11 protein-coding genes and 6 pseudogenes are annotated in these 17,551 nt (G+C 57.3%); 13 read left to right on the top strand and 4 right to left on the bottom strand.

Going from position 1 to position 17,551, the window contains the following annotated elements; genetic code table 11:
* Positions 1-218 (bottom strand): helix-turn-helix domain-containing protein (locus K359_RS63705; protein ID WP_029084587.1); only part of this gene is annotated, 218 nt, incomplete at its 3' end.
* A 999-nt stretch (positions 219-1,217) separates the two neighbouring features.
* On the opposite strand from K359_RS63705, the gene cysD reads away from it, so the two are divergent.
* From cysD to K359_RS66450, 12 genes and pseudogenes are all read left to right on the top strand, one after another.
* Positions 1,218-2,117 carry a sulfate adenylyltransferase subunit CysD gene (gene cysD, locus K359_RS0142530; RefSeq protein ID WP_035978131.1) on the top strand — a complete coding sequence of 300 codons (900 nt, stop codon included), beginning with the start codon at positions 1,218-1,220 and terminating at the stop codon, positions 2,115-2,117.
* A pseudogene (gene cysN / locus K359_RS55210) lies at positions 2,117-4,004 on the top strand (sulfate adenylyltransferase subunit CysN). Before cysD ends, cysN begins: the two are co-directional and overlap by 1 nt.
* 872 nt (positions 4,005-4,876) lie before the next feature.
* Positions 4,877-5,194 (top strand): hypothetical protein, encoded by a 318-nt coding sequence (locus K359_RS65125; RefSeq protein ID WP_245284895.1) that lies wholly within the window; start codon positions 4,877-4,879, stop codon positions 5,192-5,194.
* 71 nt (positions 5,195-5,265) lie between these two features.
* Positions 5,266-5,547: an aminotransferase class V-fold PLP-dependent enzyme gene (locus K359_RS65120; protein WP_245284897.1), complete on the top strand. Its 282-nt coding sequence runs from the start codon at positions 5,266-5,268 to the stop codon at positions 5,545-5,547.
* A 557-nt stretch (positions 5,548-6,104) separates the two neighbouring features.
* Positions 6,105-6,917 carry a PLP-dependent transferase gene (locus K359_RS65115; RefSeq protein ID WP_245284894.1) on the top strand — a complete coding sequence of 271 codons (813 nt, stop codon included), beginning with the start codon at positions 6,105-6,107 and terminating at the stop codon, positions 6,915-6,917.
* Positions 6,866-7,351 (top strand): PLP-dependent transferase, encoded by a 486-nt coding sequence (locus K359_RS65110; RefSeq protein ID WP_245284893.1) that lies wholly within the window; start codon positions 6,866-6,868, stop codon positions 7,349-7,351. The genes K359_RS65115 and K359_RS65110 overlap by 52 nt, the downstream gene beginning before the upstream one ends.
* 31 nt (positions 7,352-7,382) lie before the next feature.
* Positions 7,383-8,440, top strand: a pseudogene (gene rtxC, locus K359_RS55195) (dhydrorhizobitoxine desaturase).
* Positions 8,437-9,255: a gamma-glutamyl-gamma-aminobutyrate hydrolase family protein gene (locus tag K359_RS0142495; RefSeq protein ID WP_029084581.1), complete on the top strand. Its 819-nt coding sequence runs from the start codon at positions 8,437-8,439 to the stop codon at positions 9,253-9,255. Before rtxC ends, K359_RS0142495 begins: the two are co-directional and overlap by 4 nt.
* A 162-nt stretch (positions 9,256-9,417) precedes the next feature.
* Positions 9,418-10,287 (top strand): EamA family transporter, encoded by an 870-nt coding sequence (locus K359_RS0142490; protein WP_245284890.1) that lies wholly within the window; start codon positions 9,418-9,420, stop codon positions 10,285-10,287.
* Positions 10,284-10,583, top strand: coding sequence for a hypothetical protein (locus tag K359_RS65105; RefSeq protein WP_245284889.1), 300 nt, complete (start codon positions 10,284-10,286; stop codon positions 10,581-10,583). Before K359_RS0142490 ends, K359_RS65105 begins: the two co-directional genes overlap by 4 nt.
* Positions 10,487-11,569, top strand: a complete 1,083-nt coding sequence (locus K359_RS55190; protein ID WP_371261249.1) for an ATP-grasp domain-containing protein — start codon at positions 10,487-10,489, stop codon at positions 11,567-11,569. The genes K359_RS65105 and K359_RS55190 overlap by 97 nt, the downstream gene beginning before the upstream one ends.
* Positions 11,569-12,898, top strand: a pseudogene (locus K359_RS66450) (glutamine synthetase family protein). The gene K359_RS55190 and the pseudogene K359_RS66450 overlap by 1 nt, the downstream one beginning before the upstream one ends.
* Positions 12,899-13,578: 680 nt before the next feature.
* On the opposite strand, the gene K359_RS55180 reads toward K359_RS66450, so the two are convergent.
* The gene (locus K359_RS55180) at positions 13,579-14,544 is read right to left on the bottom strand and encodes a TauD/TfdA family dioxygenase (RefSeq protein WP_051346740.1); all 966 of its coding nucleotides are present in this window, start codon (positions 14,542-14,544) and stop codon (positions 13,579-13,581) included.
* Positions 14,545-14,731: 187 nt separating this feature from the next.
* A pseudogene (locus tag K359_RS59900) lies at positions 14,732-15,332 on the bottom strand (helix-turn-helix domain-containing protein); the annotation flags it as partial.
* A 781-nt stretch (positions 15,333-16,113) separates the two neighbouring features.
* Between K359_RS59900 and K359_RS65090 the strand changes: the two are divergent.
* Positions 16,114-16,360, top strand: a pseudogene (locus K359_RS65090) (IS256 family transposase); the annotation flags it as partial.
* A gap of 596 nt (positions 16,361-16,956) precedes the next feature.
* On the opposite strand, the pseudogene K359_RS0142460 reads toward K359_RS65090, so the two are convergent.
* Positions 16,957-17,220: pseudogene (locus K359_RS0142460) on the bottom strand (transposase); the annotation flags it as partial.
* Positions 17,221-17,551: the final 331 nt, after the last annotated feature.

The raw sequence follows: 17,551 nt of genomic DNA, 5'->3' as shown, positions 1-17,551 counted from the left end.
TCCAGAATCAATTGCGAATGCGCTTCGATGCGCTGCGATTTGCGGTCACCGCCCTGGCGTTTAGGAACGATGTCGCCAACTTCCTTGAGGCGACCGCGCCAGCGGATCGCACTGGCCGCGCTGACACCAAAGCGCTCAGCAGCCTGTCGACAGGACATGCCACCGTCAATCGCGGCTATAACCCTTTGACGAAGATCAACCGAAAGCGCCCTGGCCATACATGCTGGCCTCCCTCGCCAGCATGCAGCTTGAATCTGACTCGCGCCGTTTTGGGAATCCCCACCCGATTCATTCCGGTCGGAAAATGCTCTAGACGGACCAGCGGCGGCCTCCACGGGTAGTTGGGTCGCGATCGATGAAGAGCTGGCGAAATTGGCAGTCCCAGCCAAGTGATGGTCTGTTTCTTTTCCCACTCGTCGACCTCTCTGCTCCTTGCCGAATTTCACTGATGCTTGCCGATCATATGCGAGGTGCATGTCGCATTTACATTTTCAATGGTTAAGCAAACAGCATCGTATCGATTGGATGCAACAATGTCCCATGTGCCGTCTGGTTACCTCTTAAAGTTCCCACCCTGTTTGCATCTTTCCATATGCGCGGCCGATCGTCGTTCAATCGCGCTGGTCCCTTGACTTCGTCTCAGCTGCTGAGCAATCGGGGAGCAACTCAATGCTTCTGGGATCCCCCAATCGATCGAACTGAACAGCAATCTCAGAGAACTTTCGCTCCGCGTCCGATATCGATAGTGCGGAGAGGCGCAAACACCTAGCGGGCATCGAAGTTGAGGAGAATTTTCCGGTCGGCGAATTCACTGGTGGCTCTGCTGTACGGGGCAATCTTGCGCAGAAGCTTATGGGGTAGGGGGCTGGATGCATTCAGAAGCCTGACGCATCTATCGAGAAGCTCTTGGGTGATGTCGTGCGGCTTGAGCAGCTCTTCAAAATACCTTAGGGTGATCTGGATACTTGCGATCAAAATACGCTGGCTGATCTAGCCAAGATGCTTAGCCCACACGGGCTGATTGCACCCCGATCACGTGTGAGGCGGACTGCGGTGAATGCGATAGGATGCCGGGTATGCATGTCTGCTGCCTCAAGCAGTGTTTGACCTGATCGACGAGCCCTTCGCCTTGGCGAGCCGTTTGCGCCGCTTGCATTCCTCATCCGGGCTCGAGCCATGAAACGGCGATCACAAAGATCTTGCACCGAAAAGAACACATGCTGCCGAAACATCTACGCCGCCTCGAATCCGAATCGATCGAAATTATGCGTGACGTGGTCGCCGAGTTCAAAAGACCGGTGATGCTTTACTCGATCGGTAAAGACTCGAGCGCGATGCTGCACATCGCGATCAAGGCATTCTATCCCGCAAAGTTGCCTTTCCCCCTGCTTCACGTGGACACGACTTGGAAGTTCCACGAGATGATTAGCTTCCGGGATGAGACAGCCAAGCGGCTCGGCCTCCAGCTGATCGTCCACATAAATAAGGAGGGCGTCGCGCGCGGGGTCAATCCGGTCGACGCCGGCTCTGCGCTTCATACCCAGGTGATGAAGACCGACGCGCTGAAGCAGGCGCTCGACCTCCACGAATTTGATGCTGCCTTTGGTGGAGCGCGGCGCGACGAGGAAAAGAGCCGCGCAAAAGAAAGGATACTCTCGTTCCGTTCCGCGGGACACGTATGGGACCCGCGTAACCAGCGGCCGGAGCTCTGGAACCTGTTCAACACACGGATCCGCCGGGGCGAAACCATGCGCGTTTTTGCGATGTCAAACTGGACCGAAATCGATGTGTGGGAATACATCATGCTCGAGAAGATCCCGGTTGTCCCGCTCTACTTCGCAAGGCAAAGGCCGATCGTGCGTCGAAATGGCGCGATGATCATGATCGATGACAAGCGGTTGCCGCTTGACTCCGACGAAGTTCCGGAAATGCGGATGATCCGTTTCCGTACGCTTGGATGTTATCCTTTGAGCGGGGCTATTGAGCCCGGTGCAGCGACGATCGAAGATATCGTCGCGGAACTGCGGACCGCGAGGCTGTCGGAGCGCCAGGGACGCCTGATTGATACCGATGAAACCGGTTCGATGGAGAAGAAGAAGCGGGAAGGCTACTTTTGATGCTTGCCAAGCCGATAGTGGAACCGTTCCAACCCAAGTCAAAGGATCAGTTGCGATTCATCACATGTGGTTCAGTGGACGACGGGAAGTCGACCCTGATCGGCCGCCTGCTGCACGATAGCAAGTTGATTTACGAGGATCAGTGGACGGCGCTTGAACGGGACAGTGCCAAGCACGGCACCTCCGGCCGCGACGTCGATTTCGCGTTGCTCGTCGACGGGCTTGAAGCTGAACGCGAGCAGGGCATCACGATCGATGTGGCTCATCGCTTCTTTGCGACAGAGCGGCGCTCGTTCATGGTGGCCGACACGCCCGGCCACGAACAGTACACCCGCAACATGGCCACCGGCGCCTCCAACGCTCAACTCGCGGTCATCCTGATCGATGCACGCAAGGGCGTGCTGGTCCAAACCAAGCGCCACTCCTTCATCTGTTCGCTGCTTGGTATTCGGCATCTCGTCCTGGCCGTGAACAAGATTGACCTCGTTAGCTACAAAAAAGAGATCTTTGACCGGATCTTCGCAGACTATGTGGCGTTTGCTGCCGATCTTGGCTTTGCCTCGATCGTTCCGATTCCGATCTCCGCCCGGTACGGCGACAATGTCGTCGATCGCTCCTGTAATACTCAGTGGCATGATGGCCCATGCCTGCTCGGTCACCTTGAGAGCATTGACATCGGCTCCGACAGCGCGGGCCAGGCGTTCCGCTTTCCTGTCCAGTGGGTGAACCGGCCGAATATGGATTTCCGCGGTTATGCCGGGTCCGTGGCTTCGGGGAGCATTTCTGTGGGAGACGATATCGTTGTCGCCACATCCGGGCGGATCGCGCGAATCAAGCGGATCGTGACTCGGGACGGCGATCTCGCTTGCGCTGAGTCCGGCGACGCCATCACGATTGCGCTTGAAGACGAGATCGATGTCCGCCGTGGCGATCTCCTGGCACGACCGACCGAGCGGCCGCAGGTCGCCGACAAGTTCGCCGCTCATCTGATCTGGATGGATGAGGACCCGCTTATTGTCGGACGCAACTACATTCTGCGCATCGGGACGCAGACCACAGCCGCTTACATTACCGCAATCAAGCACGAGATCGACGTCAATACGCGTGAGCATCAGGCAGCTAGGACGCTGAGTCTCAATGAGATCGGCTTTTGCAATGTCTCAACGGCACTGCCCGCGGCGTTCGATCCTTACGAAGTGAATCGCAAGACCGGATCATTCATCCTCATCGACCGTTATACCAATCGTACGGTCGCAGCCGGCATGATCGCATCTCCATTGCGACGGGCTGCAAACGTCGCCTGGCAACCCCTTGACGTGGGAAGGAAGGAGCGGGGCCGCCCTCAAGAACCAGAAGCCTTGCATTATCTGGTTCACCGGCCTGTCCGGCGCGGGAAAGTCGACGATTGCCAATATCGTCGATCAGAAGTTGTTTGCAATGTCGCGGCATGCCATGTTGCTGGATGGGGACAACGTCCGGCACGGACTAAATGTGGACCTCGGTTTCTCCGATGTCGACCGCGCGGAGAACATTCGGCGTGTCGGAGAAGTTGCCAAGTTGATGGCGGACAGCGGCTTGATCGTGATCTGCTCGTTTATCTCGCCTTACAGGGCGGATCGAGACCTGGTGCGCAACTTGGTAGGTGGGGAGGAGTTCATCGAAGTCTTTGTCGACACGCCGATCGAAGAATGCACGCGGCGCGATCCCAAAGGTCTCTATTCAAGAGTGAAGTACGGTAAGATCAAGAGCTTCACCGGCATCGATGCGTCCTACGAAGCCCCCATAAGACCCGAAATTCATCTCAGGACCATGGAGCAAACGCCTGAGCAGTCAGCGGAAGTTGTGGTCGGTGCCTTGATAGCGCGCGCAATCCTTGGCGGTTCGTAGCGCAGAACCTGACACTGCGCATCGCACGATAGATTTTGTAGGAGATGAGCTCACCAGTCTGCTGGCTGGCCAAGGCGACTCGGGTTAAGCAGGGGCATCGATCCGAATTGTCCTCTAAAGGAACAAAATGGTCGCACCCGCTCGTCGATTGCCCGCTTCTGGTTACGTGCGCGAAGTCGACGGTCAGTTCAAAACCGAATTCGCGACCAGAGATGGAGCTTGGGCAGGAGCGGAGGAGCTCAAGAAACGCCGTCCCATGCTCCAGGTCAGAGTCTACGACGCAATGATAAAGGACCACCGCGCGGCGTCGCGGTCAGGCAATCTCGTTGCTCAAGCGCTTCAAGGTCTTCTACACACTGATCAGCGCGAAGATCCGCCTGCAGAAACCCGGTATTCCGGCCTGGTTTCGGCAAGGATCGCGCATGAAGCGAGAGGATCAGCCAACTTCACTTGTCTGCAGGCATCGAGCTAGCAGGCGAAACGCCGACCATCCTGTTGTCGCCCTAAGGACTTGCAGCCAGCTCGCTGGAATCCTCAAACTCTGCCGCTGCGTCGGTCTTTAGCTGCCACTAAAGATGCGTGTCAGGAAAAATTCACGCGACAAAACCTCGGAGAGGGTTGAAACGGACCTGGCGTCAAGTTGTACGATCTTGAGATAGGCGGCTTAGGTCCCCAACGTCCCAAATTCTCAAGGAGCGCCGGTGTGCGAATGTCTCAAGTCACAAGCTCACGTAGAATGAGTCCCGTTGGCGATCGCGCGCGGATACAGATGCACGCATGGCGTATTTTATGAGTGCCGTTGGCGTCGTCGAACTTCCCAGGCGGCCGTCAAGCTTGAGCTCCGTTGACCAACACAACTTAAGGAGGTTTGTGTGACAAGACAGCGATCTCTGCTGACGCCTGGTCCATTGTCGCTGTCGGAAGCGGTGAAGAGCCAGATGCAGCTTGATCTAGCATCGCGCGATTGCGAGTTCAAGGACGTGACCACCCGCATGAGGTGGCTGATGCTCAATCTGCTGGGGAATGCCGAGGACTACTCGGTGGTCCCTATTCAGGGAGGCCGCTCCTTTGCAATGGAGGCCGCTCTGTCTTCATTTGTGTCCCAGGCCGACAAGCCGCTCGTTTGCATAAGCGGCATCTACGGCGAGCGCATTCTTAAAATTCTGCGCTCTGGGGCATCGAAGCGCTGAAGCTTGTCAAGCGAGCTACCGAGCCGTTGGACCCTCAGCAGGTTGCCGAACATCTGAGCCGAAATCCCGGCGTGACGCACTTATGTCTTGTGCATTGCGAGACGACGACGGGGATCGTTAATCCGCTGGAACAGATCGTCGAGGACGCGAGACGACGCGGTGTACAGACCATCGTCGGCTGCATGAGCTCCTTCGGTGCGATTAACATTGACCTAAACGGCGATGGGCCTGACGTCCTGGTGACGTCAAGCAACAAGTGCATAGAAGGGCCGCCGGGAGTCGCTTTTGTCATCGCGTCTCGCGTGCTGCTGGAGAATGCGGCCAGGAGCCGAGGTCATTTGTGCTTGACGTGAGGGACCAATGGCTCTCGCTCGAGCGCACAGGCGAGTGGCGGTCGACTCCCCCGACCCACATCGTTCAGGCAACCACGAAGGCGTTGGAGATTTTGGACGGGGAAGGTGTTCATGTCAGACGGCGTAGGTACGAGAAAGTAAGGGACGATCTCGTCAAGCAACTCGAAGGAGTGGTGTCTCCGCTGCTGTCTGCGGACTTGCGGTCGCCGGTTTGCGTCGCGTTCAATGCGCCTTCCGGAATCGCGGATCAAGCCGGATTCGACGGGCTATATCGTCACTTGGCGGCCCATAACCTTTATGTCTACGCCAAGCTGCACCTTGCGACGCGGAGTTTTCGGGTCGGTTGTATTGGGGAAATTCAATCCAGTTGGATCGAGCGGTTGGGGTGCGCTTTTCGTACATATTTCCGGTCCGCTCAGGCTCCGTCAGCAGGGCCGATGTTAGCCCCGCAGACTTGCGGGACTCGCGTCGAGGTGTCACCTCCAGGCGCAAGGACCTCGCAGCTCTCATTTTCGGCCGAAACGGCTGTCTTGCACGCGGGCTATCGACGCGACCCGGTGACGAAAGCCGTTGCAGTGCCGATTTACCAGAACACGGCTTATGAACTCGACGGCGACCTAAATCACATTGCTGACGTGTACAACGTAAAGGCTGATGGGTTCACCTATACCAGGATCATCAATCCGACGACCCGCGCGCTGGAAAGGAGGTACGCGGCCGTCGATATGGGAAGCGACTCCCTCGCCGTTGCATCAGGTCAAGCGGCGACGTTCCTCGCTATCGTCAACTTGTCAAGTGGCGAAGTGGGGGACAATGTCGTCGCATCTCCGTATCTATATGGCAATATTTGGAATCTGCTCCACAACACATTGAAGCGTCTCGGCATCAGCGTTAGGACGGCAGATCCTCGAAGGCCCGAGACATTTGAACGCGCCATCGATGATCGCACGATATGTCTGTTCGGAGAGGTGATTTCAAATCCTTGTTTGATCCCGCTTCCGGTCAAACGGCTGGCGGAGATCGGCCGAAAGTACGGCGTTCCCCTGGTCGTGGACAATACGACGACGCCACTGGTATGCCGGCCGTCAGCTCTCGGCACTGCGATTACAACGTACTCCGCGACGAAATATATCTGCGGTCATGGCACGACGCTCGGCGGGCTCATCGTTGACAACGGTGAATTCAGCTACCAGGCAGCCTCTCGTTTTCCGTTGTTCAACAGTCCTGATGATGCGCATGGCGGGATTATCTGGCGCAACGCGCTGCGCGATGTCGATGATCTAGGGAAGAGTGAGTTTCTCCTAAAGGCCCGCATGACTTGGTTGCGCGATACTGGCGCGGCCATCGCCCCTTTGCCAGCTTTCAACTGATCCAAGGGCTTGAAACGCTGCCGCTTCGCATGAAGCAGCACTGCGCAAACGCCAGGATCGTGGCCGAGGTTCTTAACGAGCATCCAAAAGTGCGCCGTGTCTTCTATCCGGGGCTCTTTGAAGGAGCGGATCGGGAAACCGTCGACCAGACACTCAACGCCGCATACGGACACGGGGCTATGGTCATGTTCGAGGTGGAGGACGAAGAGGCAGGGCGCAAGTTCATCCAGAACGTCGGCTTGATGTATCACGTTTCGAATGTGGGAGATGCACGTACGCTCGTGACGCATCCGGTTTCTACGACCCACACCACCGTCCCACGGGAAAAACGCGAGGCCGCCGGCATCTTTGGCGGCTCGATCCGACTTTGCGTCGGTATCGAAGATGTCGACGACATCGCGCGCGATCTGGACAAGGCGCTTTCCGCAATCTGACAACCTGCAAGGCAATCAGGAAGAGGTTCTCATGAATCAGGCAGAAGCTTGGAAACTGAGGTCATCACGCTATGAGGCCGTGCAATTCAGCGGCGAGATCAATAAGCAACTCTCCAAGCTGAGGCCCGACAATATAACGGGAGCCGCCTATATTACCAAAGATTGCGCTGTAATTGCAGCTTGCGCGCTCGCGACGGTGTGCGTGTCATGGTGGCTCTATCCGGTCGCAGTTCTTCTGATCGGCGCCTACCAGCGCGGATTGACAACAATCGCTCACGATGCGGCTCACCGCACGCTCGCAAAGAACACGACGTGGAATTACCTACTCGGGATCCTATTCGCTGCCTATCCGTTGTTTCAGCGCCACTGGGCCTACCGGATTTCACACGTCTATTTGCATCACCCGTATCTGGGCGATCCCGACAAGGATCCCGACCTGAAGTTCTTCCTGGCCAGCGGCGTTTACAAGGTGCAGCCTCCGGAGCGCTACGCTTTCAACATCATCTGGAAGCCGATATTCGGCGGCGCGACAATCGCATATCTGAAATATCTCTGGACCAATCGGTTTGCGATAGCAGATGTCGAGGACCAGAGCCGGTCAGGCATGCTCGTGGACAAGTACGGCTTCTATCTGTTCTGGATCAGCATACTGGCCGGATCATATGCTCTTGGGCTGCTCCATATCGTCGTCCTGTTCTGGATTGTGCCCTATCTCACCACGTTTCAGGTCCTCGGCTGGTTTATCGAGCTCGCCGAGCACTCATCAATGTGCGAAACCGAGACGCAGAACGTCTATCTAACGAGGAATCGGAAAGGAAGCTTCCTCGAGCGGGCGATTTTTGGGCAGAATCTCGATGAGTACCATCTTGAGCATCACCTTTCGCCAGGTATCCCGTTTTGGCTGTGCACAAAGCGCGAAAAATTCGAATGCAGGATCCGGACTACGCGAAAGTTGCCGCAAGCTGGGGAGGGCTCTTTGTCAGGGGACCTCAGGGCCAACCTAGCGTCATAACTCAGTTGAAGGAGCGAAATCGACGCCTCTATGAGCAGTCGCTGGCCGGTTCCCGCACGACGGGGCAATTGGCGTGACATTGCCAGGTCCAGACAACGCGCGAGCCGTGGTTGGCGTCACGTCGAACCGTGTCTTGATCGATGGTGTTCATCGCGACTGGTTGCGGCGCAAGTATGTGCAGGCGCTCCTTCATCATGCGGGGGTGGCGTGCATCATACTGCACACGATCGATGCAGAGGATGCGAGGGGCGGCTCCGCCCTGGCGATCATGCGCAGGCTTGACGGTCTGGTGTTGACAGGAGACGAGTCAAATATCGATCCTGACGTCCTGAAGGCGCCTCGGTCATCGACAGGGGATGACCAGCAGGATGTTGAGGGCGGGACTCTTGACCGCCCTCGCGACAGGCTCTTTGCGGTAGCCATTGAGAACGCCACTGCGCTCGGAATGCCGATGCTAGGCATCTGCCGTGGACTTCAGGAACTCAACGTTTATTTCGGCGGCACACTCCGGCCATCGCTTGCGGCGTGGAGGCCCGAGAGTGGCCAGATGCATGCCGAGAAACCAGATCGTCCAAGGGACCGCCAGTACGATGCCGCACACAGCGTGAGAATATGTTCTGACGGTGCGCTGTTTCCGATCGCGCGCGCCGTCGCAGCGCCAGTTAACTCCCTGCACAATCAAGGCATAGAGACACTTGCCGCCGCGCTAAAGCGCGAGGCGTGGGCGCCTGACGGCCTGGTCGAGGCAGCTTCAGTCATTGGCGCGCCGACAATGCAAATCGGAGTGCAATGGCATCCCGAATGGCACGTAGCAACCGATCTCCTCAGCCAGCAATTGTTCGCGGCATTTGGAGCGGCGTGTGCTGCCTATCGCCAAACAAAGAAGCAATAGAGGCGGATGGTGACATTTCAATCGAAGCGCGGTCCGTTAAGGTCGAAAGGAGAGGCGCTCGGGACTGATGCGCGAGCATGGTTCTGGGGGCGTGCTGCAGCATTCCATGGGCAGAACAAGAGCGGGCGATCGGCAAGTCGCTTCGCTCTAGGAGTTCTCTTTGTGGCGCTTTATGTCGTCGTGAGCGCCGCAGGGGAGGTTTATGCCGCGTCGTATTTTCAGCAGGCAGACGTGTTCGTCGCTCTGCTGCTGTCCTTTGCTGCGGTTTGTCTAATGTTCAATCTCCTAGCTCGCCACGAGGGAGGCGAGGCGCGGCTGACGAAGCGCTCGCTCCTGGTTCTTGTCTCGCTCAATGTCGTGACCGCGATAAGCTGGATCGGCTTGTTCATCGGTCTCAAATATGCAGAACCGGCGATCGTCGTCGCGTTCATGGTGGCGTTAGGGCCCACAGCAACAGTGTGGTTAAATGCACTGATCAGGCGACAGGGCGTCCCTCCAGCATCCGATGTTGTCGTGAGCGTTACGATCGCGGCGATTGGATGCTACATGATTTGGATCTCGGCTAGCGGCAACGCGGGCATGGAGTGGGGGACTCGATCGTCCTTTGGCATCGTCTTGGCAATCGTGGCCGGTCTATCGCTGGCCCTCACAAATATTCTCGTCAAGTTGCTCTTCGACCGTGGGTTTTCTGTACGGCAAGTGCTGGCCCATCGGTTTAACGCAACCATTCTGCTGCTGCTGGGACTGGTTGACTATTCCTCTCTCGTGCTTGAGATCTCGCAGCATTGGCTTGCAATCGCAACGATTGGGCTGTCGACGATCATCGTTCCTTTGCTCTTGATCCAAGCGGGCATTCGCGGCGTAGAGCCCTTCACAATCAACATGGTCCTGTCCACGGCTCCTATCATCACCTTTCTGTTCCAGTACTTCGATTCTCGCATCGTGCCTTCCTCACATACGTTCGTTGGAGATGTTCTCATTACGGCTGTCGCCTCGGGCAACATCTACTTGCAGTATCGGAGATCCGCATGAAGGAACGCAGTTGCGTAATCGTGGACGCATACTCGACCGGTCGATACCTACCGGAGGAGTTTGAGCGTTATGAAATTGGAACGGTGCACGTGATGTCTGCTGCGCAAATTCCTGCGATCTTTCAACCGCATTTCAATGCAGATCTGTATGATGAAGTCATTCGTCCGCCCGAGCAAATGTCTAATGAGGAGATCGTTGAATTTCATGCTCAGGTCCTCCGCGGCAGGAAGCTGGAGTTTGTTATCGGGGGTGCGAAACCGGTGTTGAGCTCGCCGACTCGCTGTCGGAGCGGCTAGGGTTACCTTCAAATGGGACGGCGCTGTCAGCCGCCCGACGTGACAAGGCGCGTTTGTCTGACGCGCTGGGCGCTGCAGGCGTGCGATCGATCAGGCAGGTCGTGTCCAATAATGCTGAAGAGGTCACAAACTGGAAGCATCGCGCGGATCTCGATGAAATCGTGGTCAAGCCTCTGAACAGTACGGGTACCGAGGATGTGTTCTTTTGCTCGACTGACGCCGATATTCGGAGAGCTGTAGGCGCAATTGTCGGGAAGACGAACCGTACAGGAGCGTTCAATCATTTTGCGCTTGGACAGGAGAAGATAAACGGCCAGCAGTACACCGTAAATGCGGTCTCGATCGACGGCGAAGCCTTCGTTACCGAGGCCTGGACCTATGACACCGTTCCTATTGAGGGGGCGTCGTCGGTTTGCTCGGTGGAGCGGTTGTTGGGGGGCAGGGAACCGATTGTTCATGAACTGTCCGACTACTTGGTGCGCGCTTTGCAGGCGCTTCAGATTGTCGACGGACCTGCTCATGCCGAGATCATCGTCGACCATCGGGGACCGGTTTTGGTGGACTTCGGAGCGAGGCTTCAAGGAACCATGTCGGCAAAAGCACGAACAATGGCGTTGGGTCATAACCATATGGCGCTGACGGCGTGGCGCTACGCAGATCCCCAAGGCTTTGCTGCGTATATGAGGCGGCGTGGGGCTTACAAACGGCAGGCTCATGCACTGTGCGTCTCGCTGATTTCCGACACGGCCGGTGTTGTTAGCGGCTATTCGGGTCTGGAAACGATTCGCAAGCTCCCGAGCTTCGCTGATGCCATTGCTTTCGTTCCGATAGGCCAAAACCTGGTTCCGACGGTCGACTTAGCATCGACACCGGGAATTGTTTATCTGGTGAATAACGAATTGAATCAGCTTGAGGATGATTATCGCAAGTTGCGAGCGATGCGGATGGACCACGTGTTTGATTTGATGACGCAGGATCGCAACTGATGTTAACCGATGCTATTGGGGTGAATCCAACCCACGCGACAATGATCGGTGTGAGTGATTTTGATGGCGTCCTGCGGGGCAAACACATCTTACAGGAAGATGTCTCGGATCGAGACGGAGTCATCAAGTTCTCTGAAGCGGTGCTCGCCTGGGATTGTTCGGACCGAGTGATACCAGCCGGCTTCACGCAGAAGCCTCTGTCGGCGTTCGGAGACGCCGATCTGCGTATACTGTCAAGCACCGGACGTGCTGTGTCTTATGTCGGGGATCAACGCCTCTACCTCGCCGAGTTTACGGGCGCGCATGAGGGTATTTGCCCGCGTGGCGTTCTGCGCAAGGTCCTTCGAAGGGCTGCTAACCATGGATACAGCTGCGCTGCCGGGTTCGAGTTTGAATTTATGCTGTTCAAGGAGAACGCAGACACGATAGAAGAGAAGCCCTTTGACAAATGGGTTCCGTTAACGCGTGGTCCATTCGGTTACTCGATTGCGCGCTCTGTCGCACACCAGGAGCTGTTCGGTGAGATCTTGGTGCTTTGTGACAAGGCCAGAATACCTCTTATCGGGCTGCACTTTGAAACGGGGCCTGGCGTCATTGAAGCGTCACTTCATGATTGTGATGCGCTGGAGGCCGCGGATCGAGCAATCGTACTCAAATCGTGATAAAGGCGTGGGCGCAAACGCGGGGCATGATGGCCACTTTCATGGCCAAGGTTTCTGAGAAATGGCCCGGCCAGTCCGGACATATTCACATCTCAGTTGCGTCCGACGGTGACAATGCGTTCTACGACCGCGACAGGTTCCGCGGTATCTCAAAACAGATGAGTCAATTCATTGGCGGACAGCTGAAATACATGAGTGATTTCTGTGTGCTCGCCGCGCCGAACTTCAATAGCTACAAGCGGTTGGTGCCCGGCTGCTGGGCTCCAACCTGTCCAAGCTGGGGAGTTGACAACCGTTCCTGTGCGGTACGGGTCATTCCGGGAGACCCGTCTGCTCATCGCCTAGAGTACAGGCTGACAGGCGCGGACATGAACCCATATCTCGCGCTCCGTGCGCGATCGGTTCAGGCATTCTGGGAATCGAAGAAGATGCTGCATTGCCGGCTTCGATCGTCGGTGATGCAAGCGAGAAGACCTGCCATACTTCCGCTAGACTTCCGCAAAGCTTATCAGAGGCGACATACCGATTTGCACGGTCTCCAGTCGCCAGGGATGTCTTTGGAGACAGGTTTGTTGAAGCCTTTTCTTGCTCGCGCCGTTGGGAATGGGAATCCGTTCAACATCGTGTTACCGACTTTGAACGTCAGCGGTACTTCGAGATCACCTAGCGTAAGCTCCATGCTGCTCCAATGGTTCGTGATGTCGGCTTGACCTCGGATCCTTGGTCAGGATGCACAAGCGCCTTGCAAGCCCGCTGGCCCGAGCGTATCGGCGATCGGCATCACCAACCGCACGTTTCCGGCTGTTCGATCGGCCATTCTGTTCGAGTTCGTCAGCTCCTCGAAAGCGAACCTTCTTACCATTCGAACCTCGGCTCAAGAGGTCGATGCTGCCTATAACCGAACGTCGCGAATCTGGGATGTCCGCTCGGCAAATAGGCTACCGGCGAGAGCTTTATGGTCTTCAGTTGGATAAGCGGTGCTGGCTCGCCAGGAATTCGAACGGAGTACGCCGGCAGAGAGGAGGACAAAAATCTATTCAAGCAGGCCGTGAGCGCCACCAGAACAAACCATGCGGAGATGAAAGCGACGATTGAGCTGACGCGCAAGCGGGTCGGCTGCAAAGGTCGCCGACACAACACGTGCGTCATCGACGCAATGGTGTAAGTCGGGTCATCATCTGCTCCAACTGTATCGACAGAGGCTCCGATTTGGAGCTCGAGCGATCCATACGGCAACTTTTCACGGTGACTACCCTTGGAACAACGACGTATGGGGCGCGTGCGCTGGACCTCAGACGAATTCAGCGGGAGCAGTCAACCAGTGGGACTCAGCGGGAACAGCTCCGTTCAGCCAGGCTCGCTCGATTGTCCAGCTTGGAGTATGATGGGCGGTATCGAGGGCGGCTGCTTGCTGATCTTGAGCCGCGTTATGCTGCGCCGGCCGTCGACGCTTACGGGCACGTCGCCATCGATCGTGGCCCGGCGCATGACGCGATGATGATCGCCATAATCGTTGACCGCGTAGTGCAACGTTGCGCGGTTGTCCCATATCGCGACGTCGCCCTCCGTCCAGTTCCAACGCACGGTGTTCTCGGCTGCAGTGATATGATATTGGAATAAATCGAACAGTTTCTGACCGTCATATTTGGGAATGTCGACAAACCGCTGTACCAACGCGCCGAGCAATAGCGTGCGTTCACTGGTCTCGGGGTGGACGCGGACGAGAGGATGCTCGGTCTCAAAGATGGTTCTGGTGAAGACATCGTCAAAATGCTTCTTGTCGACTTCGCGGACACGGGCCATTCCGGCGTAATCGAAGAGGTTGCTGTGAACGGCCCAGAGGCCGTCGGCAAGCCGTTGTAGCGGAGGCGGCAGATCGAGATACGCGGCTGCTGTATTCGACCACAGCGTATCGCCGCCGAACGATGGGATTACAACGGCTCGTAGAACCAGAATCTTCGGATATGCGTCGGCAAAGGTCCCATCTGCGTGCCATATGTCAGCGCGACCTCCGCCGCGGGTGGAGTCGAGCTCAAGGAGCGACGCAGTTCCGTTGGCAGCACCGAGCATCGGGTGCGGTACCAGCTTTCCGAACCGAGCTGCAAAGCGCTCCTGCCCAGCATCATCAAGGTGGCTCTGGTTACGGAAGAAGATCACCTTGTGCTCGAGTAACAGGCCACTGATCGCAGCGATGATCTGGGTCGGCAAATCGCCCGTGAGCCTCAGATCTTTGATTTCGGCACCGATGCGCGCTGCGCGTTTCACAACGTTGCCGCGCGGAATGACATCATCGATCAAAGGTGTTGCACTCATCGTGACATATCTCCCACGTCTGGTCGTCGCTTCCCTCGTCCCAGCCAGTGAATGATCCACAGCAAGCATTGTGCCAGGCGAAGGGACCGCGCCCCGGGCGGCCATGTACGACACGGACACTAAAGGATTGGAATATTTGGCGCGAGCCGGCCAGGGACTGAGCTCAGGCGCAACTATGCCGCTTCTAATCGTGGCTCTGGCCGGGCAATGCGCGGCCGTTGAGCAACTTCGGATGCTCCAAGGCGTGGATCGAGCGCTTCTCGTCCACGCATAGCGCCTTCGCTGGCGGGGCGACGTAAAGGCCGACGACATCGGCAGCTTTGGCCGCAACGTTCGGGTCATTGCTCTCCCACCAGGACTGCGAGCCGCGAGGTCAATCTTGTGGTTGTGCAGGACCGCCAGACATATTGGACATCAACATCGCCCAGCGCCTCGGCCAGCAGAGGGCGGGTGGTCCAGCGCGCAAACCCTTGCGCGGGGCGCCTTATCCAGCAGCTTGAGAATCCGCTTGTCGGTCGTCTTCGTATAGATCGCAGCTTGCCGGGCCGCGGCTTGTCTTGCAGCCCTTCAAGACGTTGCTCGGCATAGCGATGCCGCCAAAGGCTGACAATCCGCGGCTAGACCCCGACTTCCTTGGCGATCGACCGGGGGCCGCGTCCGGCCGCCGCCAACAGAAGTATCCGCGCTCGCTTCAAATCACGCTGCAATGTCACCGGTGAGGGGCAACAGGTTTCAGGCACCTTGCGATCTTTCCTCGAAAAGCGGACTTCTCTTGCTTCGGGTATTATCTCGCTTGAATCACGACTCTCGTTCCACGAAAAGTGGGTGCTAGGGTGAGCAGGGGTTGATCGAGGCGGGTGTAGAGAGCCTTTCGTTCGAGCAGCACAAGAAAGCCTGTTCAATCGAGATCGCGCAGAGTCATCGACGGGGAATACACCTCAGTTGATAAGCGGTCCAATCGACATGTGAAAGCGGCAGTCGTGACGCCGTCACGGCGACTTCAACGCCTCATCGATCCAGTGCCGCGGCATCCTTGTAAGCAGATCAACGTCCCCGGGTGTGCCAAGATACTGTGCTCCAACGGTTTCGCGGCCGATTGGCTCGGCCGGCTTTGCCGGAGCTTGCGCTCGCCACGCCGGGCCGCGGCAGAAGCGGTTGTCAAGAGTCCAAGCCGCGCCGAGCGTCGAAGCTTCTATGGGTGTACCGCGCAAGGCGGAAGCGCGCTGTTTGGAGCTTGGAGGGCCTGCGAGAAGAAGGGAGGCGGGCCGTTGTCCAAGACGCTGCAAATCTGCTACTGGCGGGGCGAAGAGCGGCATGATGAGGGCGCGCTGCGCGGTTTACGGAATGTGGAGCGCGTCATGGTCGAGTAGGTTGCAGCTTGGAACAGCAGCGGCGTTGAAGAGGCTGAACAGGTTTCTGGACAATTGCTGAATCGATGATCCGATAAGGTCATCCATTTCGCAAGTGGATCGACCGGATGGGCTATGGGCGAAAGTTGGTGACAGCATGAAGAGGTAAGGCGGCGTATCGTGGTGGTGTTCGAAGCCTCCAGTTTCCATCGAAGGCGCCGTGACCGACACTAACGGTTTTCAATTTTCCCAGCCAGGAAGCTTCGCGGACCCGCTTACCGAGGTTTTTCGCAGCGGCGCGCGAGCGCTGCTGATGCAGGCCGTGGAGGCCGAAGTGGCGGCTTTGCTCGGCAGGCACGCCGCAGGTTACCGATGATGGCCGCCAACGGCTGGTGCGCCACGGCCATCTGCCCGAGCGAGAGATCATAACTGGCATCGGCTCGGTAGCGGTGCGCTGCTCGCGGATATCTGTCGTACTCACAGTTACGCAGAAGAGTGACCGTCGACGCGTGGTCGATGAAGGCTCCGCGCGTCCAGCTCAAATTGTCTTCAGGTCTTTCACTCCGTGGTTGACGCTTGCTCTTCAGGAGCGATGCGATGCGCCTCATGCGGCGGCACCGGCCGAAATCAAGTCGAGGTGTCCTGCAAACCTACAACTCAATAGGGTCCGAGTTCAGGACGGTGATGCGTCTGGGCAACTGTTGTCGACTAGTTCAAAAATGTCACGCCAAGTCGGCGCGCATCACGCCAAACTACCTGGCATATCGTATCGACGTCCGCGCTTGGAACGCGCAGCCCAAAAGCTGCGGGCATGAAACGCGCGTCAGGCGTCTGAACGATTGCGGAGGATGCCGTGAGGTGGCGGACCTTGCAGCGCATTGGACTGCCATCAACCAAGATCTGTCCTGCGCAGACAATGCTTTTCCGCTCATTCGACATATTCCGCCCTTCCCAATATAGCACCTGCACTTTTGTGCCGGCGACTTCCGCCTCAAATAAGGCCAGACCATGGTGTCACGCTACTCTCGGCGTCTCTTTTTCAATCCCAGCCAACTTTGCCAACGTCCCATCGTGTGTCCACAATTCTCCACCCGGCGTGCTTCGTGTCGTGGCTAATCAGCGGGAGCTTTGCCCGGAGCCACCGCTCGAAGGCTTCCGCCAGTGGTCGACTTTTCTGTTGCCGAACGAGACAGCGCTCCTCGGCGCTACGGCCACGGATGTCCTTCTCGATGGCATAGAACTCGGCGATATGCTTGAGCGCCTCGCTCGCAATGGGCGCGGGGCCGGGGGCGGCGAGTTCGTAGAAGTTACGCCGCATGTGGGACCAGCTTGCGTCAGGATAAGTCCTGGAAAGGAGGAAGAATGTGACCTGAAACCTTTCAACGTGACCCAGAGGGTTCGACGCCCTCGCGGCAAAGGCGGAGCCCGCCAGCCGGAAGCGAGTCTTGCATGGGTGACGGCAACGTCATTCGTGAAGCGTAGACAGCGGGTACTGAAGCCCTGTGGCAGCCTCGAAATCATGGTCGTGCTGAAGCCTTCGCCGTGTTGGATCCGGGGGCAGCACTGGGAAAGCCGCTATGGTCAGGCTTACCGGTTCGGCCGGGGTCTCAGAGCAGGGCAAAGGTACGGGATGGGCCACCAGGAAACCTGAGAGGTCC

This window comes from Bradyrhizobium sp. th-b2, from assembly GCF_000426785.1.
Lineage (GTDB): Bacteria > Pseudomonadota > Alphaproteobacteria > Rhizobiales > Xanthobacteraceae > Bradyrhizobium > Bradyrhizobium septentrionale.
The sequence above is the reverse complement of the archived record's forward strand: the minus strand, read 5'-3'. Positions and strand labels throughout refer to the sequence as shown.

Coding starts and splice junctions, on each gene's coding strand:
- K359_RS65105 (WP_245284889.1), top strand. CDS start 10,284: ATGAAGGAACGCAGTTGCGTAATCGTGGACGCATACTCGACCGGTCGA.
- K359_RS55180 (WP_051346740.1), bottom strand. CDS start 14,544: ATGAGTGCAACACCTTTGATCGATGATGTCATTCCGCGCGGCAACGTT.
- cysD (WP_035978131.1), top strand. CDS start 1,218: ATGCTGCCGAAACATCTACGCCGCCTCGAATCCGAATCGATCGAAATT.